At 53.3% G+C, this 24957-nt stretch carries 11 protein-coding genes; 2 read left to right on the plus strand and 9 right to left on the minus strand.

Features of this window, described 5'->3' with window-relative positions; translation table 11 throughout:
• Positions 1 to 40 precede the first annotated feature (40 nt).
• Complete coding sequence (locus IEN85_RS16890) at positions 41 to 1090, plus strand: zinc-binding metallopeptidase family protein (protein ID WP_191618281.1); 1050 nt, start codon at positions 41 to 43, stop codon at positions 1088 to 1090.
• Between the two features lie 805 nt (positions 1091 to 1895).
• Positions 1896 to 2735 carry a VPDSG-CTERM sorting domain-containing protein gene (locus IEN85_RS16895; RefSeq protein WP_191618282.1) on the plus strand — a complete coding sequence of 280 codons (840 nt, stop codon included), beginning with the start codon at positions 1896 to 1898 and terminating at the stop codon, positions 2733 to 2735.
• 516 nt (positions 2736 to 3251) lie between these two features.
• Here the strand turns inward: IEN85_RS16895 and IEN85_RS16900 are convergent.
• From IEN85_RS16900 to IEN85_RS16940, 9 genes are all read right to left on the minus strand, one after another.
• The gene (locus tag IEN85_RS16900; protein ID WP_191618283.1) at positions 3252 to 6377 is read right to left on the minus strand and encodes a carbohydrate-binding protein; all 3126 of its coding nucleotides are present in this window, start codon (positions 6375 to 6377) and stop codon (positions 3252 to 3254) included.
• A 77-nt stretch (positions 6378 to 6454) separates the two neighbouring features.
• Positions 6455 to 7333: a carbohydrate binding domain-containing protein gene (locus tag IEN85_RS16905; RefSeq protein WP_191618284.1), complete on the minus strand. Its 879-nt coding sequence runs from the start codon at positions 7331 to 7333 to the stop codon at positions 6455 to 6457.
• An 828-nt stretch (positions 7334 to 8161) separates the two neighbouring features.
• The gene (locus tag IEN85_RS16910; RefSeq protein ID WP_191618285.1) at positions 8162 to 9427 is read right to left on the minus strand and encodes a glycosyltransferase; all 1266 of its coding nucleotides are present in this window, start codon (positions 9425 to 9427) and stop codon (positions 8162 to 8164) included.
• Between the two features lie 66 nt (positions 9428 to 9493).
• Positions 9494 to 10462 carry a glycosyltransferase family 2 protein gene (locus tag IEN85_RS16915; RefSeq protein WP_191618286.1) on the minus strand — a complete coding sequence of 323 codons (969 nt, stop codon included), beginning with the start codon at positions 10460 to 10462 and terminating at the stop codon, positions 9494 to 9496.
• A gap of 34 nt (positions 10463 to 10496) precedes the next feature.
• Positions 10497 to 11330 (minus strand): putative nucleotide-diphospho-sugar transferase, encoded by an 834-nt coding sequence (locus IEN85_RS16920; protein ID WP_191618287.1) that lies wholly within the window; start codon positions 11328 to 11330, stop codon positions 10497 to 10499.
• Positions 11331 to 11398: 68 nt separating this feature from the next.
• On the minus strand, positions 11399 to 12652 hold the full coding sequence (locus IEN85_RS16925) for a glycosyltransferase family 4 protein (protein WP_224772696.1): 1254 nt from the start codon (positions 12650 to 12652) through the stop codon (positions 11399 to 11401).
• A 14-nt stretch (positions 12653 to 12666) separates the two neighbouring features.
• Entirely contained in the window at positions 12667 to 13446 is a 780-nt protein-coding gene (locus IEN85_RS16930) for a sulfotransferase domain-containing protein (protein ID WP_224772712.1), read from the minus strand.
• Between the two features lie 178 nt (positions 13447 to 13624).
• Positions 13625 to 14911 (minus strand): O-antigen ligase family protein, encoded by a 1287-nt coding sequence (locus IEN85_RS16935; RefSeq protein WP_191618290.1) that lies wholly within the window; start codon positions 14909 to 14911, stop codon positions 13625 to 13627.
• Between the two features lie 450 nt (positions 14912 to 15361).
• On the minus strand, positions 15362 to 24823 hold the full coding sequence (locus tag IEN85_RS16940; RefSeq protein ID WP_191618291.1) for a fibronectin type III domain-containing protein: 9462 nt from the start codon (positions 24821 to 24823) through the stop codon (positions 15362 to 15364).
• Positions 24824 to 24957 lie beyond the last annotated feature (134 nt).

Raw genomic sequence — 24957 nt, forward strand, 5'->3', positions numbered from 1 at the left:
AACCGCTCCTTCACGTCTCCTGCCACTGGCCCGCTGACCGATGAAAAACTACTACTGCCCTCAGTGCGAAGCTCGCGTCTTCTTTTCCAATACCGTCTGCCTCAGCTGCCATACCCAGCTCGGCTTCGACATCGAAAGCCTTGAAATGGTCGCCCTCGCCGCCGGGTCAAACACCACCGCCTACAGGGCCTGCCAGAACTACAGCCAGCACGCCACCTGCAACTGGACCCTTCCCTCCGACTCCCCCCGTTCTCTCTGCTGCTCCTGCCAGCTCACCGAGACTATTCCTAATTTGGCCCATCCCGAGAACAAAGTCGCATGGGCAAAAATCGAGGACGCCAAGCGTCGCCTTGTCTACAACCTCAACCGCCTCGGACTCCGCCCCCAGCCCCGGAGCAAAACCAGCCCGAACGGACTCGTCTTTCGCTTCCTCGCCGACTCGCCCGAGCCGGAAGCCCCACCCGTGCTGACCGGCCACGCATCCGGAGTTGTAACCCTGAATATCGCTGAAGCCAACGATGCCGAACGGGAGCGGCGGCGCACCGCTCTCGGCGAACCCTATCGCACCCTCCTAGGACACCTCCGCCACGAGGTCGGCCACTATTACTGGGACATTCTCGTTGAAGATTCCCAACGCGACGCCTTCCGGTCCCTTTTCGGCGACGAAACGGTCGACTACGGCGAGGCCCTCAAAAAACACTACGCCAACGGAGCACCAGCCAATTGGTCGAAGACGCATATCAGCAGTTATGCCACTGCCCACGCCTGGGAGGACTGGGCCGAAACCTGGGCTCACTACCTGCACATGATGGACGCCATCGGCACCGCAATCTATTCAAGCGTCAACATCGCCAAATCCCACAAGCAGGATCCCACCTTCTACCACCGGCGTATCGACCCCACTCGCTTCGACTCCATCATCAAAGCTTGGCCCGCTCTCGCCTGCCTCATCAATTCCTTCAACCGCAGCCTCGGCACGCCTGACGCCTACCCTTTCGTCACCGCACCGCCCGTAGCCGAAAAACTGCGCTTCATTCACGAGCTCATACAGCAGCACGTCAAAAACTCCAACAAGCCGCGCACACCTTAAGTTCGCACAGCACCGTTCCAATCGGAATAGACCTACGAACCCTACAAAGGCGGAGCGCGCAAAATCCTAGCGCGAACGTCAGCCCGCCCCTCACCAATATACGAGAGAGCACATCGAAGGCCGGAGGCAGCGTGAGCCCGCTGTGAACGACAAACTCATTAGTTGGTCTTGTACAGTTGTTTATATCATCCGCCCGTACGCGTAATCCCAGCGCATGCGACGGCCAATCCCGGTTTTCTGATCATTAAAGGTTCTATAAGAGATCCGACCCGCGACTCACTGCGCTAGGATCCAAATAAAGCCCAATCATTAAGTAATACAATCTAAGGGAATAACTGTCTTCAACTAGAGTGTTTATATGGCTCAAAAATGAGCTCCGATTCCTGCTAGAAGCGCTTCACGCTATAGCAACGAACTGCTCAAATCTGTAAACCCTTATTACAAATCTCCCAAATGGGTCAATTAGTCGCTTGTTTTCGCTGAAAAACATGGTGCGCTCTACCTAATATCACCCCTAGTCCACCATAGTCTTTAGAGACTAAGCGACATTCACTAATACTACGGGGTAATCAGGCTAAACAGTAGGTATCGCGGTTTGACAAACGAGCTTCTTAAGCCTACTACTAGAATCAAAGAACTAACATTCTTTTTACACTCCAGGTTTAGTCTACCAACCGTCTGCAGTGTCACGAAAGTCGGCAATCAGCTTGGCCGTCCTTCACTGTTTCTATCGCAAGCAGCGAGCTGTAACCTGTCCGCCGCCAGGGCCACCACAATCTGTAACCAACTAAGAAACCAACTAAAAGTGAAAACCAAAATCGTTTCCCTCCTGAGTGCCGCAGCACTTTTTGCAACTTCCGCTAGCGCTATCAGCGTTGACGTAGAGCTAGCGCTCGTAATTGACGTTTCCAGTAGTATATCAAACACAGAATGGCAGATTCAGAAAGACGGCTACGAGGCCGCTTTCCGCAATCCAGCCTTGCAGGATCTCATAGCGAACACCCCAAGCGGCGTCGCTGTGTCATACATCGTTTTTGGGACCAATCAGCAAACCAGAGTGCCCTGGACCCATCTCACCGATGCAGCCAGCGCCACCGCTTTCGCTGACTCCATCGCCGCGCTCTCGCGCCTGACGTCAGGCATCGGCGGGCTAACGGAAATTGCGGGCGCTATAACCTTTGCCAGCAACTCGATCGCTAGTAACGACTACGAAGGGACTCGCAAAATAATCGACATCTCCGGCGACGGTAAAGACAACCGCCAACCCGTAAACGGCGGCTTCCGTACGGTTCAACAATCCGACGCAAATAAAGATGCCAGATTCGCTATAACCGGGCAAAAGACCGCAGACGCTGCACAAGATGCGATCGACTCAGGCATCGACCAAATCAACGGACTTCCCATCATCACCCCAGAAGTCGACAATGCGGACTTACAAATCTGGTACGAGACATACGTCCTGGCCGGAGTAAGCCCCATGATCTTCCCGGCAAACGACTTCGACGACCTCGCAGTTACCATTCTGGAAAAAATCACTACGGAAATCGACGACCCCGACCCCGTACCCGACACAGGCGCCACAGCCGCCTTGCTCGGCTTTGGACTTCTGGTACTCGGCGCAATCCGTCGCAGGATCAAACACTAGCCCGAATCCTAACCCATTTCATAAGCCGCCCTCTAATAGGGGCGGTTTTTTTTGGTTCATCCCCAACGGCAGTGGGTATTTACCTGCAGGACCGTCGCTTGTCGTAGAGCTAGCGGTAAGTCGAAAGGCGGCGTGCCGCAGATCCCAAATCGAATATCCTGCATCGCGGCTTGGCGCGAGCGCCAGCCCTACCTCAAGAGCGTCTCCCCGCAAAATGTGTTGAACCTTTTTTTGGCACTGCAATTAGCAACCAATGCGTTGGCTGCGCTTCGCTTAAAGGATCAGATCGGTCGATCACAGAGAGTTTAAACAAGTCCCTGCTAAAATCAGTGGGACTCAGCCCACCACTTATGAAGTTTACTCATCAAACGGATATAATTAAGAAGCAGGCTTATTCTACGATTGCTATATTTGATAGCGGTACAAGACAGATACAATTTCGCTAAGTTGATCTGAGGCTCGCCCCCACTCTCTCTATTTCATGGCATCTCAGTCCGATCGGATGCCGCCCACTAACTACTCTTCCGGCGGCAGATACTGCGGCGCCGTGATTTGCCCGAGAGAATTTATTTCGTTCACAATATGTAGATTTCGGTGAGACACGAAAAATCCGTCGATTGCGACCCCACGACCGTCCGCGAACGGATCTTGCGCAACGAACCTCAGCGTGTGGACGCCGTCAGCGACGGGTCCAATGCTAGCCATCGAGAACGCAGTGCGATTCGTCCATGAGCTCCCTCCTCCAGTCGCGCTGCAGGTAATCGTGCCAACCTTCGTGCCGTTGAGCAATACGTCGATATCGTAATCTCCGTCAGCCATGTAACGTAGGTACAGCAAACCTTCCTCCATTTCGTAGCCCTTGAACTCATATTCTATCCAGCCCGCTTGAGCCTTGCCCCAAGAGGGTCCAGCCGCGCTGCGCAGCCTACCGCTGAGAAACGGCTTCTGGATGTAGTCGGACAAGTAACCCGGATTGCCGTTTCCGGGGATCGCCGAGGGCTTCCAGCCTTCCACCCACACGAACTGCTTCAATAGGCCATAGAGATCGGACGAGGTATGAGTCACATTCGGGTCAGGCTTGTACAAGAGCTTGCCGAGCATGATGTCATACATCCGCTTGTTGAACTCCTCAATATGGGCTCCGAAGTCATGATAGATTTCCGCCTGATCGCTAAACATACCGTAGTTGCCCTCATTCGCTCCGGGATCTGTAGCGCGACTGAAATCGTTCACCTGGAACCAGTGTATTCCCACGAATCCACTGTTAAAAAATTCCGCCATCTGCATCTTCCAGTTCAGGCCGCGCTCGTGTTGGTTATCCGGTTGGGTATAGTACGGGTCCTGGTAGGCGTTGGGCTTGTAACTCTTGCGCCGCGATGGCGCGTCTCGAGTAAAAACCGCCCATTCTCCAATCATCAAAGGCTTATCCAGCGAGGCGAGCTTCCTCATCGCATCCGCCGTAAGATGCATGTACAAATTCAGGCTCACCACATCGACATACTTCGCTTGGATTTCAAAAAGGTCCCAGTCCTCCCTCTCTCTCGCGACCAAAGCCTCTACCCCCCAAATCCGATCTCCGAGATTCAAATGGTTGGGGAGCACTTCCTTGAAAGCCTCAGACATGACTCGATAGTAGCGTTCCGCCATCTCGTTGCGAAGCTGGCGGTCCTTTACCCTGAACCACGGCATCTCGTTGTTTATGAACACGCCGATGATATATTTGTTACCCTTTAGAGGAGTGAGATTTTCTTGTGCCCACTTTCTGGCGACTTCAGGAAATTCAGGATCCCGGTAGTCATATGGAATGTAATTCCGAGGATAGGAATCTTGGTCGATCAGTTCGGGCGCCAATTTTCGTATTTGAGTGCCCCCCTCGACCATCCAACGCTGCAGGGTTCGAACCGGAGCCTTCGGAACATTGGGTTCATCGCCGAAATCTCCCCTTCCGCTGAACGCGCCGCGCGAGTTGTAGCCGATTCGGGCGAGGGTTTCTTGCTGGTACCGCAGCAGCTCATCCTGGTAGTTGTCGCCCCATTTCTTCCAGGCGTTGTAGAGCAACAGGCTGAAAGACAGCTGCCCGTTGCGGAGCCTGTCCCAAGGCTTGTCCCTGCCAATTCCCAGCACGCGTGCGTCGTCATAGGCTTGAAACGCGTCGGGATCGTCGGAAATCGCCCAAGACCGACCGTAGTACGCAAAGCCCGTAACCCCCATGTTGAAAAAGAGATTACCTTCCGGAGTCAGGAGCCGCCACTTTCCGTCGATTTTCTCGGTGCGGAAAAACCCAGTTCCGTTGCGACTGTGCTCCGTGATTATTCCGCCATACTTGTCTTTGCTATATTCGGTGAACTGGTCAGTCGGTTTACCAGTAGCCGGATCGATGTACGCATCGAGAACCGGCGAACTGTCTTTGATGCGAATTTCCGCAGGGGCGTTGAACAGCTCCTGAAGCGTCATCGTATCGTATGGTGGATACTTTGCCATTTCCTCCGCATCATCGATGGCTCGCGGGAGATGCTTCGCGAAGAAATAGAGATTGGAGTCGTCCTTCGTTGGATCAGAGTTGTCCTTGCCTTCCCCCTGCGACTCGCCAGACGTACCGCCAGTCGAACCAGACGAGTCCGTACCCTCGCTATCCTCATCCTGTTCCTCACCGGAGGCCTCGACGTCGGAATCGAAGTCGCCCACAACGACTTCCTTCAGGTTCATGAAATAGACGTTTTTAATTGTGAGAGCCTTCAACGCCACGCTGTGAGAGCCACTTTGCAAAGCGACAACACCGAGATCCAGCGTCCTGAAATTTTTCCAGCCTCCAGTACTGGGAACCACACCACTGAGTTTTTTATCTCCGATCGATAATTCGTAGGTGGAGCCGGCTTTGAGATCATCAACGGAATATAAGATCCGAACTGCATAGTCACCAGCAACTGGGGCCGCAATCTGCCAACTGGGAAAGCTTTCGGTGCCCTTCCAAAAATCGATATAGGAGCCGGAGCTGAGATTAATATCGCCTCCATTCAGCCTAGCGCTGTCAGCCGTTAGCGTTATCTTCGGAACAACGCCCGTATCGGAACCCGAGTCTGGGTCAGTTTGCTCTCCGGAATCGGGATCCGGGTCGGGTTGCGGATCCGGGTCGGGAACGTCGGTCGAGCTGGAATTCAAAGCCTCGGGGGAAAGACTCGAACCGATGATTAACACAAACAAGTCATTGGGAATCGCGGCTGCATACACTCCACGTTCAAGCTGGAGCGTTGAAAACGTTTCCCCAACAAAAGTAGACTTTCCAGAGAAATGAGTCCCGGAGACATAGCCATGGGGAACGAAAACGAAATCGTTGCCTATCCCGAAAGGCAGTCCAGCGCTCGTATCTGCAAGCTCGTAAGTATCCGGATCGACTCCTCGATGCGGTCCAAATTCCGAGAAGGTGGTCGGCATCGGACTCGAATACCTGTCCAAGGATCCCGACGCAGAGAACAAACTGCCGAACGGGGGGTGCAAAAGAGCTGGACGCGTCGTAGTCGCATCAAATTCCAAGCCAGCAAGGTCCAAGGAACCCGCGTGCTGCACGACGACATCTCCGTCCACCTCCCTTACAATGACCGTTAAGACGCCTTCCACCGGCGAGGTAAAAGCAGAGAGCAGCATACTCAACAGAGCAGCGTAATAGAAACCCCTGAACTCCTTTCTCATAGCACCGTAAGCCAGCTGCTTGCCCCCACCCTTCACAAGCTTTTAGGCGAGAGGGTCACCTCATCGATGAAATACCGGTCGCCCGATCTCGCGTCGCTAGCGAACCAGAAAAACAACCTCCCATCGCTGACGCTCGAGCTGAAGTTTCCTGTCGTGAAAGTCAGAGTATGAACCTTCCAGCCAGTGGTTAAATCCACAACCACCCTGTTCAAGCCATAGTTCGTGTAAGGACTGCTATGCTTGCCTAGAGAGACACGAACATTGCGCCCAGAATTCGAATAGGCTGCGAACGACAAGCTATATTCCGTGTTCGGTTCCAAGCTAAGTCCATTTTGGAAGAGCTGCGTATTCGATCCAGTGGCGCTTACGACCACCAGAGCGGCGCTCGCGGAGCCGTCAAAGCCCGGCGACACGATCGAGGCATCCCCCTTTCCATTCGTATAAAATTTCCATGGCGACAGAGTCGATTCGAAAGCGCCGTTGTCGACCGCGTTCGGCAAGGGGTCGGGATCCGATTCTCCACCCGCGCCAGAATCAGAATCGCCATCTGGAACAGAACCAGGATCCGTCGCAGATGGGTGCGAACTGACTATCAGCACTACGATATCGTTAGGCAGAGCCGTGGTGTAAATACCGGGATCGATTCGAAGCGACTCGATTGAAGCACCCTTGTAAGTGGAGGAACCTGAAAAACGCTCTTTAGAAACGTACCCTCGAGGCAGGTACACGTACTCCGAACCTAGGCCAAATGCCGCCCCTGCGCCAGTATCAGCAGACAGAGACAATTCGGGGGGATTCCCCTCGGACGCGCCAACCCCAAAGTAGGGAAAGCTCACCGGCAGGGCAGACTCATATTCGTCCGCTAGCCCATCGTCTGGCGAACTGAACAGGAAGCCCGCATGAGGATACATTTCTGCATTGATCGCGGCAGCTCTCTTGTAAGTCAGACCAGTGGTGTCCAGAGAACCAGCAAATGAAACAACCACATCCTCGCCCACATCCCTAACACTAATTGTCAATACACCGAAGGATTGAACCGAGAAGGAGATACAAATTGCTGCGATTGCAACGAAGCGACTAAACCTAGTTTTTCTTCCCATATTTAGTGTCTAAAAAGCACCACAAGCGCCACTAATACTCAACCTTTAAAATGGATTGAAAACGTATCCTAAACTTCACTCCCCCACTCGCCGTTGGCAACATTTCTGCTCTACGACACAGAAATACAAAAACACCTGGTCTTATAGATACAAGCCGCACCCAAACGCTTCCTCAGAGACTGTCCAATAAATCGAGTACTTGTAGGGTTGGACCTTGGTCCAGACCGCATCGCGCTGGGTAACGGGTTTGCACTGCGGTCTGCAGCAAGCTGCAACCCTACTCAGAAGAGGCTAGTATGTATCATTGGACTGCCTCTCACTCACCGACGAAAGCGAAGCACGTAATGAAATTTCTTTAGAGCATTTTTCTTTTATCCCGTCGCATTACTCATCACCGCAAGCTCCTGTGGGAGCGTGCTTGTCACGCAATTTGCTACGTCAAATCACACGAAAAAACGCTATAGTATTCTTAAATCGGATACACGTCTAAATATAATTCGCCCTCATCCTGAAGACTTCAATAAAGCGCTTTCGAGGGGACGAAGCATCATTCGAGTTCAACATTTCAGCTTTCGATCTGATTCAAAAACCGTAGGGTATGGAAACGAGAAAACGGAACTTCGATCTAAACAGCGCCTTCTAGGCTTCGACCGATGCAAACGCCGCTGGCTTCTTACCCACCTTAAGCATTAGCCAGAATACCAGTCGAGCCACAGGCCCCAAATAGCGAGGCCCCGACTCGCCCCCACTTATCACAGCTTCATACAAGCCACTTGCGAACCGCGACGGCGTCCATTCCGAGATAATTCTCAAGGATTCCGCGCGCATCGCTGCCCGATCCGCCCCGGCAGCGGAGACCTTCAGCATGGCCGCCATCAATGCCTCCCCGTCGGTCGACTCGAATACGTATCCATTTTTTGGAGGATCTACCAAATCCATAGAGCACCCCGATCCCGTCGAGACGATCACTGGCAGGCCCGTCGCCATGGCTTCGTTTACGACCAAGCCCCATTGGTCTACCAAAGCGGTATGCACAAAGGCTCCGGCATAGCCATAGTAGGCCCCAACTTCATCGATCGATCTCATCCCAACGAAGGCCACCCCTTCAATGCCCTCCCTCTCGACCTGCGCTTCCAAGCGCTCTCGCAAACGCCCATCTCCCAACATCACAAGCCTCCACGGCTTGTCCGCTCTCTCTCGATACGCCCCGTAGGCAGACAGCAGGAGTTCCAAGTTCTTGCGTGGAATAAAACGATTCGAGGCTAGGAAGTATTCCCCTTCATCGAACAGCGCAGGCAAGTGCTCAAACGCTTTGGGATTCGCCCGAGCCTCCGCCGCCTTGGCGGCGAAGAAGTCGTTATCAACCACATCGAGACCATCAAAGATATTCTTACCCGGGATCCCCATTTTCTTCATGTAGGAACGATGCGGCACCCCAGCGACCAAAGCGGCATCGTATTGCCTCACGATGATTGACTTTAAGTACTCCCTCCACGGCTTCCGTTTCGCATCGTCCTCCTTGCTGTCGATCATGGTTACAGCCACGCGACCGTTCCTTCGGCACCACCGTAGCGCCGATCGAGTATCCGGCAAAAAATAGCTGTTGGTGGCCACAGCATCAGGGTTAATTCGGTACAAGGTCGAACGAACCGCATGATCCATTTCAAGCGGGCTAATATCCTCGAAAACTCGATCCGGAAACAAGCGCACGCACACATAGGGGGTCTCGTGACGCTTGATCTCCTTGACCAGGGAGCCCTTGCTCCCTGCGGTCTCGATAGCGATCATTACGATGCCACGTTCCTTAAAAAAGTCGTGGGCTGCCTTCAGCCTGGCGAGGTGATAAGGCCCCATCGTCTGCCAGACGACGCAAACCGTTCTGATTTGTGAGGGAGATGAATTCATGAATACAAACTTAGCTTGGCCGACAAGCAGCGGTCGAACCGGAAGAATAGAAAGGTCGCGACCACGCTAATCAGCTAAGGCCTTATCCACATTCGGAGGCACAGCCCGCTTCTTCATTCCCCCTTCGACAAGTCGAATCCCCTCAAGCTTTCCTTCCAATCTCTGTACCTTGATCTGGCTGTGGAATCGCAGATCACGCGACAAGATCCCAGAGGGAACCATGAGCAATAGCCGACAGAGCTGCAGCTTCGCCCAACTGCCATACTTCTGCTTCAAGCAGAACAGCCCGCCTTCGTCCGCGGCTGCGATCCCCTTTCCCATCCCATCTTTTCGCTTGTAGTCGAGCAACCATGCGACCGAGCTCCGCGACCGCGGAACGTAATGCCAAACCAGCGCCTCCGGCAAGTAGTACCCCTTCACGCCTTTCCTCAACATCTCGTTCTGGATGTTCATCTCGTCAGAATTCGCAGCCGTACCGGGGCCGCAACGCTCATCGTAACCGCCCGCAGCTCGCAAATCGCTAGCGAACGCTGCCCAATTGAAACCCAAAGCGCCGGATTCCTTCATCTCTGTGAAACCGCTCGATGGAGCCCATCCGACGGCGGCAGCCGGGAGAAACTTAACAATCCAATCTTCTGGAGGTTCATCGTAGTCAACACAACACTGGCCTCCAAAAAAGGCGCCCTTGCTCATTCCCTCCGCCGCTTTCGCGTAAGCCTTCAAGGTGCCTCTGCTTATTCTTACGTCATCGTCAAAATAGACGATCAACTCATCACCCAACAAATCGAGCGACTTGTTCAAGGCGCCACACTTCTTGGCGTTCGGGAAGAAATGATGTTCGACCGGCAACCGATCGACAAACTTCTTAGCAATCTCGCGCCCCACCTCCTCGGGTCCATTCTCGGCGATAATCACTCGCCTGAGTGTATCAGGAATCTCGCACGCGGAAAGGGTTTCCAAAGTGCGCTCGAGCAATTCATTGGGGGCATAGGTTGCAATAACCACTGCTATATCAGGCGCAGACTCCACTTTCATCGATTATTTTAAATGTTGTATCCAGCTAATGGGTTCATGGCAAAGGACGCTCGCCCTCGACCTTTCCAGTAAGGAGCTTTCTCGTTTGACGCCAGGCTTTCTCCAACATCACCCGAATGGTTGCATAGTCAGTGAGGGCAAACATCAACTTGCGTATCTTCATGCCATTCGTCCGTTCATGCATGATGCTAACTTCGGCCCACTTTCCTTCCGATATCACTTGCGGCTTGGCGATACTTCTCAGATTCCAACGCCAATTCTCAACCGTTCCCCAACGCAAGCCGCATTCTTCGCAAGCTCCCTTGGCGATCAGGTCGTTAAAAAAGTACTGGTCGCCGTAATGCCCAGCCCACATCTGGCTCGAGTCATGACTCACTACTGCGCGCTCCCATTTTTCCAGAAAACGTTCGCTCGCCTCAGACTTCCGATAAAGCAGAACACCCGTATTGAAAGTCGCTTCCTTTATCATGGCAATGAACCGAGGAGGGCGGACCAAATAGTCTGCCTCATGAGCGTTGGCGGCGCAAAAGTCTTTCCCCTCAAGCTCTGAAAACAAAGGAGCCAAAGAACCTCTTATCTCTGTATCCGTATCTAAAAACAAAGTTTCCTCAAACGGGGACCGCCTGATGGACGAGACCTTATGCTTATGCGGATTATCGTAGTCGTCCAAGGCTTGAACCTCGACCTTAAATTTGGCCGGAACCGAGAAATTAGTATAAACAACGACCGGCAAGTCTGGCTCGTGGCGGCGCAGGCTGCTCAGCGAGCTCACAAGCTCTCCCATATAACTACGACTGCCTGCAACAACGTATATTACGCCTCTTTTCCTGGAAGCGGTTTCTCCGCCCTTTTCAACTTCTTTCGACATGCCTCAAAGATCCTTCAACACGGATCCCATTCTGTTTTCTATACTTACTCGAATCTCCACGCCCCTAGTTATTTCAATACAGCGGCTTCACGCTGCGGCGCGCTTCCCTTTAAGGAACGTTCGAAAGAAACAATCCGAAAAACAGCTTCGAATCGATCGCAAACACCTCCAATTTCAAATCGACTTTCCGCATACTCCCGAGCCTTTCGCCCCATGGAGATTCGGCGATCGTCATCCTTGAGCAATTCCATAGCCGCAGCCACAAAGCGTTCGCTATCCCCTGGAGGAACGACGATCCCCGCCCCCTGCTTCACCAGAATGCGAGCGCTAAGGTTTTCTTCTGGCATTGCGGCAACAGTAGGCTTACCCGCGCAAAGATAGGAGAGCACTTTCGACGGCACCGAAAATATGCCTGCCTCGGGTTCCAACATCGCGAGAAACACGTTCGCCGTCCCCAGAATATCAGGCAAGTCCTCGAATGGCTGAAAAGGCATGATGATGATATTGCCAACACCTCTCTTGCTTACTTCCGAACTCAAGTAATCCGCCCCTGGCCCTTCGGCGATTACCACGATCTTGGCTGAAACGTCAGCTTCGAGCTGCTTGGCTAAATCAAGAAGCGGCTCTGGATTATGCTTCATTGCCAAGGTCCCGCTGTACATCAATACACGACTGTCCGAAAGCCCCATTCGCCTCGACCAAGGATTATCCTTATCGCGCAAGGGAATGCCCGCCAACGCGCCCCAATTCTCAATCGTGGTAACCTTACTCTCCGGCACTCCATACTGCTTCAGTATCGGAATAAAGTCATCGCTTATGGATACGATATGATCGCTGTAGGAGAAAAAACGCCTGTCGATACGCGTGTAGTAGCTGCCAGCCAAGAAGCCGAGCACACTCGATTTCTTGGAAGCCAATTTCCTGACAGCGATCGAATAGAAATCCTGCACCCAGGTAACGAAGGCGATTTGCATGCGGCGACACGCCTTGGCCGCCACCAGTTGCGGTTCAGACGGTGTTTGCCCGCTTAAAACAACATCAGGTTTGATTTCTGCGATCGCCTTCTCCAGCTCTCGTCCATACTCGCATTCGTAGCGACGGCGACGCACGAACTTATACTTGTCGCGTCGATAATTAGGATTCATCCGAATCTCTCGAAAACGAAGCGTTTCCGGATCGCCATCCGATCTTTTTAAAACGCCACGAGGCGTGAGCAGGTCACTCGCGAAGCTGTGCGTCACCTCGTGTCCTCGACTTGCCAGCTCCTGACTTAGGCTTACCACAAACGGGTGCCCTGCATAGTCGTGTACCATTATCCTCATACGCTTCAATCCCTTCACCAATCCGTTGAGTCTTCATACCCTAGCCTAATCAACAGGTCACCGGCCACCGCTTTAAAATCCCGTTTGGCCGCCTCATCCAAGTCAGCCCTCCAACCACCACTTCCTCCACGCCGAAAGGTGTGGGAACGCTTGGGCTGCACCGCTTCTAGAGCTCGCTGTACAAGACTATCGATCTCGAGGGCCTGGCCCGTCTTCTGCGACAGGAACTCGAACACCTTGCGAAACTCAAGCGCCCGTTCATCCGAGACAAGACGTTCGTAGGAAACCGAATAGACCTCCGGATCCTCGATCCAACCTAAGAATGCCGCATAGCGCTTGCCAATGTCCGGGTAGCCGCCGCCAGCGCTTTCGTTCCCCCTGATAGACAATGCGATTCGCTCGCTTTCGCTCAAGGGCTTGAACGTCCTGTGCATATAGTGCCAACGATTCATCTCTCCAAGATAGTGAGCCTCAGATATCGCTACATCTCTAGGATCTCGATATATCAAGAAGTGCACAGCATTCAATCGCTCCAGCGCCTCCTTGCTTTCCTTGCTGAAGTGCAAGTGGCCGCAAACAAGCTCGCCCGGGACCATCCTTGATGCCCGCGACGCCATTTGAGCGCCATCACGCACCCGCGAGCTGTAAGAGGGTTGCGAAGCCAGGAAATTGCCCCAATCCCGTTTGCCGTCTACAACACCCAATATCTTTTGCAACAAATAGGTACCGCTCTTGGGAACAGAGTTCACCAAAACCGGAGCATCCGCCTTGTATAATTCCCCACTTACTCCCATCAGGCGCCACGCTCGCGGAAACGCCGAGCCGTAACGCCATGCCTTCTTTAAAACTACATTCCTACGAAAGTTAATCACAATATAAGATCCCCCAGTTCAGCCAAAAACGCTACCGAATAGCGCATATTGACATTACCGATTCCAACGCTCTTTCTTTTGTACAAATCCCCTGCCATAGCTAGTCTGGAAGTTCATAGTTGTTCCGCCGTATCCAAGTCCCGCAAGATATCACAGTAGCCGTTCCAATCCAAAACTGGCCACTCGAATAAATCGCTCCACCCACCATCTGGTACATAAAATAAAGCATGAACAAAAGTGACACCCACCCCAGTTCAGCGCGATTCAACAATATCGTCCATGCGCACTTGAAGGCATAGAAAAGCACATAGGTTAACGGAATCGTTCCCGCCAAACCAGTAGCTAGCATCGATTCGATAAATAAGTTGTGAGGGTACATGTCCGTACCATCATCAGCACGCAAGGTAAGGCTACTTCCCACTATCGGCGACGCTGCAATTTCCTCTGCAGCCATCTCGTACAAATTGACACGCGCAGCTCCCTCGCTATTGGTCGCGACAGCGTATCCAATGCCCATAATACGATTAATAACCGCACTGCCGGTGAACTGAGCGAGCATCACCAATCCAGTCACACCGACAATTCCGCCAACCAGCAGGAAGCTCACTCCCCTAAAATCCAACCGTCTCGCCTGAGCCGCGAAGAAAAACAACAAGGTCACTGCCGCACCCAAGATTGGACCGCGGGAGGCGCTCCCGACCAACAAAAAGAGACCCAAACCACCCGCAACGATAGTCGGAATCCAGCGCCAAAACCCTCGCTGCCTCAGGCAAACGACATAATATGCCGCGAAAATCACCAGAGAAGCGCCCAAGTATCCAATCGGTATCGAATTGATCGTTTGCACGCCTCCTTCGGTGTCACCCGCAGACATGCGGTTCTCGAAATTGGTAAAACGATTACCGTAAAAAATCACGGTCGTGATCCCCGACCCCAAAGCGAGAAAGAAACTGGTATTCCTGATAAAGCGATGCTTCTCCCAGCACCCATTCAGGATAACCGCAAGCGATGGAATAAGCACCCCTCCCAAAGTCATGGTGACAATGAACTGCAATGTGAATCGCCCCGTCTCCACCACCACATCAACTCGAGTCGCCGCTTCCATCAAAATGCGAGAACCAAACGCAAGCCAGAAAAGCCCATACGCAATCAAGGCACTGCTCAAAACCGCTCGACCGGGGCGGAAGAGCAGAACGATCAACGACGCCAAAGCCATTCCCAGCAAGAGAGCGCGAGAAGGCACGGTGACCAGTCGAGAACTAACCCCCAATCCCGCAGACGCGAGCACCGCCGCCAATTGGCCGAACATGCCATAGGCCACCATGCCCCCAAGCAACCAACCGCCGAAACTAAATTTGCTCGCCGGTTCGCTGGAGTTATCTTCCAAAACCAAGGAATGGGAAGCCTCCTCCTGATATGCCTCTGACAACCTCAAAACGCTAAGTCATTCAATTTTCGCCATCGGAGCTACCGGCAATTTCGGCTGTTGCAAAAATCGACGTCGGCCATTCGGCATTCGTGGTCTTCAACCCGATCATCGGCGATCCAAAGCCCCCTTGCTCCCCCTCCATCAGACCGCGTCAAACAAACAATCTTCGCCGCCAACACGCAGTTGAATAGAGGAATTTCAATAGAGCCAAGAATTGTAAACGAAAGAGTCAGTTCACCTAAAAAAGTGCTTCTCAGCCATCGTTTTTACAAGATTTTTCTGGGGGTAAGGACGCACCTGAAGCTAACCCCCAAACCCGCATCAGGCGAACTACCATGCCCTAGCGAAAACTCCGCTGGCATGCAGCGAAAACGACCGGAAAGCACCGTATCCAAGCAAGCTTAGATCCTACAGTTCAATCAATTCAACAGCGTCTATCCAGTAGACATCTCCGGCACGCGCATCGCTCGAGAACCAGAAGTAAAACCTACCATTGCTGACCATCGAACTGAAATTTTCCGTTTGGAATTCAAACGCGAACTCTTGCCAACCGGTCGACAAATCGAAGCGCACGCGGTTTAAGCCGTAGTTCGTGTACGGACTCGAGTGCTTCGACAACGATATGCGCAAATCACGACCGGAGTTGGAATACGCGACGAAGCGCAGTTGGTAGTTCGCATTCGGTTTCAAACTCACCCCGTTCTGGAAAAGCTGAATATTGCTTCCGGCCTGCGTTATAACAATTTTGGCGGCCCCTACTGAGCCTCCATAACCGTTGGAGTCGACGACTGCCTCGCCCACTGTGTTGGTGTAAAAAGACCAATCGCTCAAATCCGAATCAAAATGCCCATTCAGCAACGCATTCCCCGCACCCGATCCGGTCGTCTCCGATACGGAAGCCGAAAGCGCCGACTCGTTGCTGGCTAAGTCAAAAGCTGAAACTTGGTAATCGTATTCAGTCGATGGATTCAAACCGCTATCGCTAAAGGAGCTCACGATAGACTGACCAATATTCTCGCCGTCTCGATAAACGAGATACCCCAGGACTCCAACGTTGTCGGTAGACTCCTGCCAAGAGAGGTCGATTTCCGTCGCAGAGGTCGACGTTGCAGCCAAGCCCTCCGGTACGGACGGCGCTTCCGAATCGGAAACACCGACGGGAGCAATTGGTCCGTTCAACGCTTGCTGCAGCTCGGAAGCGGAGAGAGCTCGCCTGTAGATTCGTAGGTCATCGATCCGCCCATCGAAACTGCGCCCGCCCTGCGGCTGGTCGCCGATCACCGCTGGAACACTGCTGTCCAATGCGATCGAGCCAGCGTGAGAAAGCGTTCCATCCAGTTGACCATTCACGTACACCCTCATCTCCGAACCGTCGAAGGTCGCGGCTACATGTATCCACGTGTTTATCGGCAGAACAGAGTTACCGACCAAGGTCTGCGTAACGCCTCCATCTGTCTTCAAACGGAACCGCAATTTATTTCCTCCACTTCCAATCGTACTAAGCATCCAGAAGTGATCGTCCTCGTTGACCCCTACCGCCTTCGAAACCACTCGGGCATCATGGATAGCAAATGAATCCGCATAGATCCAAGATGCGATCGTCAGCGAATTGCCGGGAATATCCAAGTTCTCCAAGTCTACGAATCCGCCCGAGCCCGAGAACCCTAGAGCTTCACCAAAGCGCCCTTGCTCTACTCGAACGACCGAGTTGTCTAACAGCCCATCATTTTGATTCGGAGAAACATCAAAAACCAAAGCGCCAGTTCCCTCTTCGAATCCCATACCCAACCAAAGATCAGGATCGACCGAAACCGCGCCAGCCGCCTGAACGCTTTCGGGCGCAGACAAACTGGACTCGTTCCCAGCCTCATCGAAGGCTAGCACCCGATACTCGTAGCTCGTCCCCGCCACCACAAGACTGTCAAACAAACTGGTTCCCGCAACCTCGCCGATCGGCGTTCCGTTCCTGAACACGAGATAGCCAGCGACCCCTACATTGTCCGTCGATGGATTCCAGCTCAAACCGATCCCTCCGGTCGCCGGAGCTGAACCACTTAGGCCGGAAGGAACGCTCGGACTGGAAGTATCCACTAAAGTACTACCCGTGACTGGACTAGACTGATTCGAACTCAAATTCGTATCGTCGACAGCCAATACCGTGTAATCATAGCTGTTCCCGGGCTCAAGTCCATGGTCCCTGAAAGAAAGCCCCGAACTCACGCCCACTTCGTTCCCATCGCGAAATACCTTGTACTCGACCACCGTTCCATCGTCGCTTGACGCATTCCAAGCAACGTCAATCTCACTCACCGACACACCGCTCGCGCTTACTCCGGTAGGAGTCGAAGGCGCCGCATTGAGGGCAGGAGTTTCCACCAACACGCTACTAGAGCGAAGAGACTCGTTTTGGGCCGCGTCAATGGCGGCGACAGAAAAATTGTAGGTCGTGGCTGCCGCGAGCCCTTCGACCTGGAAACTAGCTCCCGGAACCGTATCCAAAAGTAAATTACCCTGATACACTCGGTAACCGGCAACACCTACATTATCCGTCGCAGGAGTCCAAGAAAGCGAGACTTCCGAGCCAGACACCAAGTTAGCCGCTAAACCATCAGGAGCGCTCGGTGGTTCCGTATCGCCTCCAGACTCGACAACCGGAGCGAGCACAACGGAATCGATGTAATAAACGTCACCTGCCCGAGCGTCGCTGGCGAACCAGAAGTACAAGCGCCCATTGCTCACCGATCCACCAAAACCAGTCGTGGTAAATTCGATACTATGAATCGACCAACCAGTCCCTAAATCGAAACGTTCACGATTCAGGCCATACACGGTGTAAGGCGAAGAGTGCTTTGCCAAAGAAACGCGTAAATCGCGTCCAGAATTCGAATACGCTGCGAAACTAAGTCTGTACCGGGTATTTGCCTCAAGGCTGACACCATTTTGGAAAAGCTGGATATTCGAAGCGGCGGTAGCCAACGAGAGAGCGACCGCACGAGAGCCGCTGTAAGCATCATTTGACAGACTCGCGTCACCAGTGCCGCTGGTGTAGAACGACCAATCGCTCATCCCGTCCTCGAAACCACCGTTTTCCACCACGCTCGAGCTCGGCCCCGGGATGGTATCCGACAAGGTCACGCCGCTCACGGTTGAAGACAGACCAGAAGAGACTCCTTCATTGTCTATAGACTGAATCTGGTAGCCATAACTCGTTCCGGCCGATAGCCCACTGTCGGTGAAGGAAGTTGTGGAAACAGTGCCGACCAAGGCGCCGTCGCGTAAGACCCTGTACTCAACAACCGTTCCATCATCAGAGGACGCATCCCAAGATACCGCAATCTGCGACGTAGAGCTGCCAGATGCCTGTACGTTCGAAGGAACGGTTGGCGGAGCATTGACACTCGGAGTGAACAAAACCGCTTTTTCCGATTGAGCCGACAAATTGCCTGCGGCGTCCAAGGCAACGACCGAGTATTCATACCGGGCGGCTGGCGACAAGCCGCTGTCCAAGAAGCTCGTAGTCGAAACGATTCCTAAGAGCGATCCGTCACGAAAAACTCGATACTCCGTCACTCCTACATTGTCAGTAGCGGCACTCCAAGTTAATCGCGCGCTCAGATTCGCTTCCAAGCTCACCGACACATTGCTCGGAGCTGAAGGATTTTCTGCGTCGCCCCCCCCCGATTCGTTAATAGGAGAGAGAGAGACATTGTCTATGTAATACGTATCGCCGGCCCTGCCGTCACTTGCAAACCAGAAGAAAAGCCGACCGTCCTCGACAGGTGCAGCGAAGCCTAAGGTCGTGAATTCAAAAGAGAAGCTTTGCCATTCCGTCCCGAGGTCGAACAACTCGCGACTCATTCCGTAGTTAGAGTATGGAGACGAATGCTTTGAGAGCGAAAGCCTGAGATCGCGACCGCTGCTTGAGTAGGCAGCAAAGCTCACCCGGTAACGAGTATCGGGAAGCAAATGAATATCGTTCTGGTAAAGCTGGATATTGGAGCCGCCCGTGATTAGATGAATTCGGGCCGCGTTTTGCCCAAGGTACCCCGGACTACTCGTATCAGCATCGCCGGAACCATTCGTGTAAAAGCTCCAACTGCCCAAACCTCCTTCAAACCCTCCATCCAATACAACGTTGGGATTACTGGGCAGGGTTTGTCCGTTGACTGTCGAAGAAACCGATGAAACGGAATCGTCATTGTCAACAGCCTGAACACCGTATCCATAAACGGTGTCAGGCTCTAGTCCCGTATCCAGAAACGAAGTTGAAGCGGTTTCGCCAATTTCGACCCCGTCTCGGAAAACCTTGTAGAGCGCCACAAATCCATCATCGCTAGACGCTTCCCAGGAAACGTTCACTTCTGTTTGAGAGACACCGATAGCCTGAACTTGGCTAGGAGTCGACGGGGTTGAGACAACGCGATTGCCCACCACCGAAGAGCTACTAGCCATGACCGCCGCAATATCCAACTCATCCAAGGCTCGAGTGTAGATACGCACGTCATCTATTAAGCCATCGAAACTACGATCTCCCTGCGGCTGATTTCCGATCGCGACGGGCACGCTTGGCGCTTGCGAAATAGTTCCCGACTTAGAGAGCTCTGCGTCCAATTCGCCGTTAACATACAACCTCATATTCACACCATCATAGGTAGCAGCGACATGTATCCACTCTCCCGGCACAAGAATCCGACTGCCGATAAGAGTATCAGTACCACCATCATTGGTCTTTAGACGCATGCGCAACTTGATTCCGCCGCTGTTAATGGTGCTAAGCATCCAGTAGTGATCGTTCGCTGCGGGTCCCGTAGCCTTGGATATCACTCGACTGTCGGACACATCGAAATTATCCGCTAGAATCCATGCGGTCAGCGCCATGTTCGTTCCGGGAATATCGACGTTGCCCATATCAACGAATCCTCCCCCTCCGAGAAAATCGAGAGCACGCCCTGTCTTTCCATCTTCGACTCGTTCGACGTAGTCCGTTATCGCTCCATCGTGAGCGTTCGGGGTCACGTCAAAAACTAAGGCACCATTCTCTTCTTCAAAATCGAGCCCAAGCCAAAGGTCCGGATCTGGCTGAGTCACCGTCCGCAACGTAAGCGAATCCGAACTTCCAGACGCGTTGCCAGAGAGATCAAGCGCCACAACGCGATAGCTGTACACTGTCTCCGGCAATACAGTTTCATCCACAAAGGTTGCATCGGCAACTTCCCCGAGCAAAGAACCATCGCGGAATACCTGATAGCCTGCAACGCCTACATTGTCCGAAGAGACAGCCCAAGTCAGCTGAATGCCACCGGTATTTAGAATCTCCAATGCGAGCCTATCGGGAACGCTCGGCGAAATGGTGTCCGAAACCGTCGAGCCTAGGGCTCCATTGGATCGAGACGAGACGTTTCCGGAAACATCAACAGACTCAACGGTATAGCGATAGGTGGAGTCCGGCAGAAGTCCGAAATCTTGGAAAAACGCAGAGGCGGTATCTCCAATCAGCGTACCGTCTCGATAAACTCGATACAGCGCGACCAAATGATTATCGCTCGATTCGTTCCAACCTATGCGGAGCGACGTTTCGGTTTCATTCGAGACAACAAGTCCAATCGGTTGGCTTGGAGGCGTGGTATCCGCAACAGTCGTCGGGCTTAAGGAATTGGAAAGAGCGGAAACATACAATTCGCCGTCAATCGACTGTACCTGATATTGGTAACGAGTTCCTGGATTCAATCCCGTATCCGTAAAACCGTTACTTGAAGACGTTCCGACGAGATTCCCGTCGCGGAACACGCGATACCCCGCGACAGACACATTATCCGTCGCAGGATTCCAACTCAGCTCCACTTCGGTTGAACCGATGTTCACCGCATTCAATCCAGACGGCTTGGAAGGCAAATCGCCTGCGGTAGCGGTCGTGCCACTCACAACCACGGACGACTCGGATTCATTTCCTCCATCGTCAACAGCCCTCACGAAGTAGCTGTAAGCAGTGTTCGCGTTGCGCCCCGTGTCAGTAAACGACTCAGTATTAACAAAGCCAATTGGGCTGGAAGTACCCACACGATAAACGTTGTACCCCACGACGGCCAAATTATCGGAAGATGGCTCCCAAGAAAGGGTCACGGTACTAGTCGTCATCGCATCAATACGAACTGCCCCGGGTACGGACGGGACCTCGGTATCCTGTATGGCGCTGACCGGTGCGAGTTTCACCAACAGCGGCTTGTAGATGGAATTGATTTTCGCGCTCGTCCCAGCGAACTCCGTTCCCTCGACCAAGGCTATGTAAAAAGTGTGCGGCACGCCGCTGAGGTAACTCTCCAAGCCAATATTCCGCCCAAATCCCAATACCGTCATGTCCCCTCCGAACGGTCGGTAAGAATCGATAGAGTCGTCGTCCTCAGCATGCGCTACAACCAACGAACGATCTAGGGCTGGGTCCGAGACGTAAACCCATTCCTCATCGACCAAGTCGTTTTGCCATGACTCGGAAACGAGGTTCGACACGCCATTCGAACGAACCACGAAATCTGACGTGGCATCGAAGCTACCTCCCGGCGCTCCCTCGTAGAGGAACCAATAGCTTCGCGGCGCTTTGAGCATGGTCATTTTCGCGAAGCGGCCGTAGATTTCCCAAATTGCCTCCCAGTCGCCATCATCAGACATCGTTCTAAGCGTTGTCTTCAGCGGTCCCGAGATTTCCACTACACTGGTTGAATCCGTCGAGCCAGGATGGAAATTATCCTCGGGATAGATCATGTTGGGAATGCCACGATAGTTACCGCTCGCTTGTCCTGTCGGATGGTAGTCAATCCAGTCGTTGCCTTCAATATCTTCCCAACTTGAGAAGCCTCCACCCAGTGGGTGGTAGAATAGCTCGCCGGTGAGGTTCGTGATTCTGTAGGAGTCCTGGCCTTCGTCAGGAACGCCCTCCATCAACGCTACTTGAGGATCGAATGCCAAAGGCGAAACGGAAGCAGACGACTGAGTAAAGTAGAGGAAAAAGTAGCGTATCGTTCCCGAAGGCGTCGCGCCCTCAAGCGGGAAAATCACTCGTCCGCGAGCATTTGCAAGCGGATCGTAGCTCTCAGTTGGGTCAAACTGAACAGGTACGCTCGCATCCAAGACAGTACCAACTTCATCAACTTCTACGATGCGCAAAGCATCTGACTTGATAGAAGCCTGTACGCCTTGAGCGGCTAGCAATGCAGTAAAATCAACCTCAAGGTCGACCACAGCATCGCCGCGATCGAACTGATTCGGATCTACAGCAACCAAGGTCCGGTAAGCCCAGCTCGTATTCCACCAGTTCTCCATTGCCGGTCCTCCCGTCCCATTGACGGCGGAAGATTCCGACGACTCGTTGCCATTGCCATCGACTGCAACCACGGAATAAGCGTAGCTCGCCCCCTCGCTCACCTCTGTATCCAAAAAATAGAGACTTTCAGTTTCGCCCAGCAGGACACCGCCTCGGTAAACGAGGTATTTCTCAACCTCCTGGTTGTCGGTAGAGGCGCTCCACTCGACAAGCAGCGACGGTCCGACCACCGCTTCGACTGTCACATTCGCAGGACGAGTAGGCGCTTCCAAGTCTACAGCTACCGTACCCTGATTCTCGTAAATCCATAACTTGTCGTTGTCCCAACCTATCGAGACAATATCGAGGTCTCCATCGAGGTCTAGGTCGTAGAACTTCGTTCCGCCGTGGTGATCGATTCCCGCGCCGCCCGTGTCTATGGTGTGCATCAACCAGCTTGAACCGAAACCTACGTTCTCGAAAATGAGGGCGCGAGTAGCTCCCCTGTGCTCCCCGAGCACGACATCAATGTCCCCATCGAAATCCACGTCGGCAGCATCCATACTGTATCCACCGAAAACGTCAGCTTCGATGACGTGAACCGTCCAGTCCTGGGTTGGATCCTCTGGGCATTCCAACCAAAGCAGAGGCGCTGCATCACCGGGAAAATCGGATAGCCCGACATAGGCATCCAAATCGCCATCGCCATCAATGTCGACCAAGTCGTTCCGATCCGGCGTTCCATAGCTTGCGGGAAAATCAGCGATCACGAACTGCGTCCATGACGTGCCGTTGCCCTCGTTACGCAACCACGCGTTCCCTTGGAAGATGTCCAGATCGCCATCGCCATCGATGTCGCCGGCGCTCATGTCTTCCCCTAGCGAGTTGCTGCTAAGGACCGACTTTTGCCAGGTCTGGCTGGCAATGCTGTTTGTCGGAACCGTAAAGGCGTCGACGTTCGTGCCGCCCGCTTCGCCACCATTCCACTGCATCACAACCTGATAGGTTTCTCCGCCATCGAAAGAGGCGCCCAGCGAACCCTGAAAAATCACGCTTCCCTCCCCGTTCGCCACATTGCTCAGGTAACTGAAATTTCCCTCTCCGTCGTTTCGCGACCAGCCCATGCCCTCTCCACGGGGACGCCCGTTGCTACCGAAAACATCCAAGTCGCCATCATTGTCGAAATCATGCAGCCAAGCAGCGTTTCTTAAGTCAGGACCGATCGTTTTTCGCACCCAAGCGCCCCCTATGCTGCCCGGATTCTGGAACCACCAACCGCCTGTGACGATGTCCAAGTCTCCGTCATCGTCGAGATCTCCAGCGTGGACATCCAAGGCCTGCCAAGACAAGCCACCATCGATCAGGTGACGCTGCCACTCGTTCAAAGTGTGAACGAACTTCGGCCCCTCGTTGATAAAGATGTCGTACCTCGGAGCCCCATGATTGAAGGGCTTGGAAATGATGTCCCAGTCCCCGTCGCCATCGACATCAGCTAGCTTCGATTCGTGGTTGGCGATTCCCTTGCTCAGAACCTCGAACTCGAAACCGCCCGCGCCATCGCCCCAAGCGATCCAAGCTGTCGCGTTGACGCCATGACCTGGGTCACCCATTTCCGCCGTGAAGAAATCCAGATTCCCATCTCCGTCGATGTCTCCCACTTGCAGCGTATGCCCGTGGACGATTTCTTCCATCAACTCCGTCTTCACCCATTGCTGTCCAATGAACTGGTAGAAGTTGAGTGGTCCATTGGCGTCACCCGCACCGATAAGGACTTCGGGACGGCCACCGGGCACGAACTGTCCGCTCACGATTCGCGTTGAGGCCCCGGGATAGCTCGAGTCGATCGTATTCTTCCGATAATTGTTGCCACTGACATGCTCGATCCAGCTCTGGGCTGCGAGGATATCGACTTTGCCATCCCGATTAATGTCGTCGATGAAGATGCCTTCGCCTTCCAAAGCGATTGTTGCTACGCGGGGCCAAGGAGAGGTGTTTCGATTCGACGGAATCTCATAAATCTCTAATCGCTGCTCCATGTTGACCCAAGTCACGAACTCCAATTGGTTGTCTCCATCGAAGTCACCAAACGCTTGGTCGTGCCCTTGCCGTCCGCCAGACTTGACCAAGCGGCGCGTCCAACGACCGGATACAGCGCCGCCCGGACCTGGGTTTTCCCACCACCAAACGTCACCGCCGCGCCAATCCTGGCCAAGAGCCAAGTCAAGGTCGCCATCACCATCTATATCCGCGACGGCTCCGCCCGCTTCAATCTCTAGTTGATCGTTGTCCACAACACTGCGAACCCAGCCCGACTCAGTGTTTCTATAAAGGTAGAGCGATGGGGCGGCACGCCGGTCAGCGATGAAAAAGTCGTCGTCGCCATCACCGTCCACGTCGCCCACGATACAAGCGGTTTGGTGGTCGGCGCCCGGAGCTGCAGGCAGATCACCCGAAGTCGTTGATAATCTCGTCCACTCCAAACGAGGTGGAGCGCCCTCGACTGAGTTGCTAAGCGATAGCGCAAGAAAAGCAGCTGCAAAGAGGACAGGGATTCTAGCGCTGGTTCGGGTACTCATATCAAATTCCATAACAAGGTTCGTTGGTTGGCTCTGATTCCTGGTAAGAGGCCGCAGCATCCCATGCTGCGCCTCCATTTTCTGAGAAGCATGGGACTAAACGCATCGGTCTTCTCAAATTCGGTGTCATAAAT

Source organism: Pelagicoccus enzymogenes (assembly GCF_014803405.1).
Classification (GTDB): domain Bacteria; phylum Verrucomicrobiota; class Verrucomicrobiia; order Opitutales; family Opitutaceae; genus Pelagicoccus; species Pelagicoccus enzymogenes.

Coding starts and splice junctions, on each gene's coding strand:
- IEN85_RS16905 (WP_191618284.1), bottom strand. CDS start 7,333: ATGTATCCTCATGCGGGCTTCCTGTTCAGTTCGCCAGACGATGGGCTA.
- IEN85_RS16890 (WP_191618281.1), top strand. CDS start 41: ATGAAAAACTACTACTGCCCTCAGTGCGAAGCTCGCGTCTTCTTTTCC.
- IEN85_RS16940 (WP_191618291.1), bottom strand. CDS start 24,823: ATGAGTACCCGAACCAGCGCTAGAATCCCTGTCCTCTTTGCAGCTGCT.
- IEN85_RS16910 (WP_191618285.1), bottom strand. CDS start 9,427: ATGAATTCATCTCCCTCACAAATCAGAACGGTTTGCGTCGTCTGGCAG.
- IEN85_RS16920 (WP_191618287.1), bottom strand. CDS start 11,330: ATGTCGAAAGAAGTTGAAAAGGGCGGAGAAACCGCTTCCAGGAAAAGA.
- IEN85_RS16925 (WP_224772696.1), bottom strand. CDS start 12,652: ATGAGGATAATGGTACACGACTATGCAGGGCACCCGTTTGTGGTAAGC.
- IEN85_RS16900 (WP_191618283.1), bottom strand. CDS start 6,377: ATGCTGCTCTCTGCTTTTACCTCGCCGGTGGAAGGCGTCTTAACGGTC.
- IEN85_RS16930 (WP_224772712.1), bottom strand. CDS start 13,446: ATGGGAGTAAGTGGGGAATTATACAAGGCGGATGCTCCGGTTTTGGTG.
- IEN85_RS16915 (WP_191618286.1), bottom strand. CDS start 10,462: ATGAAAGTGGAGTCTGCGCCTGATATAGCAGTGGTTATTGCAACCTAT.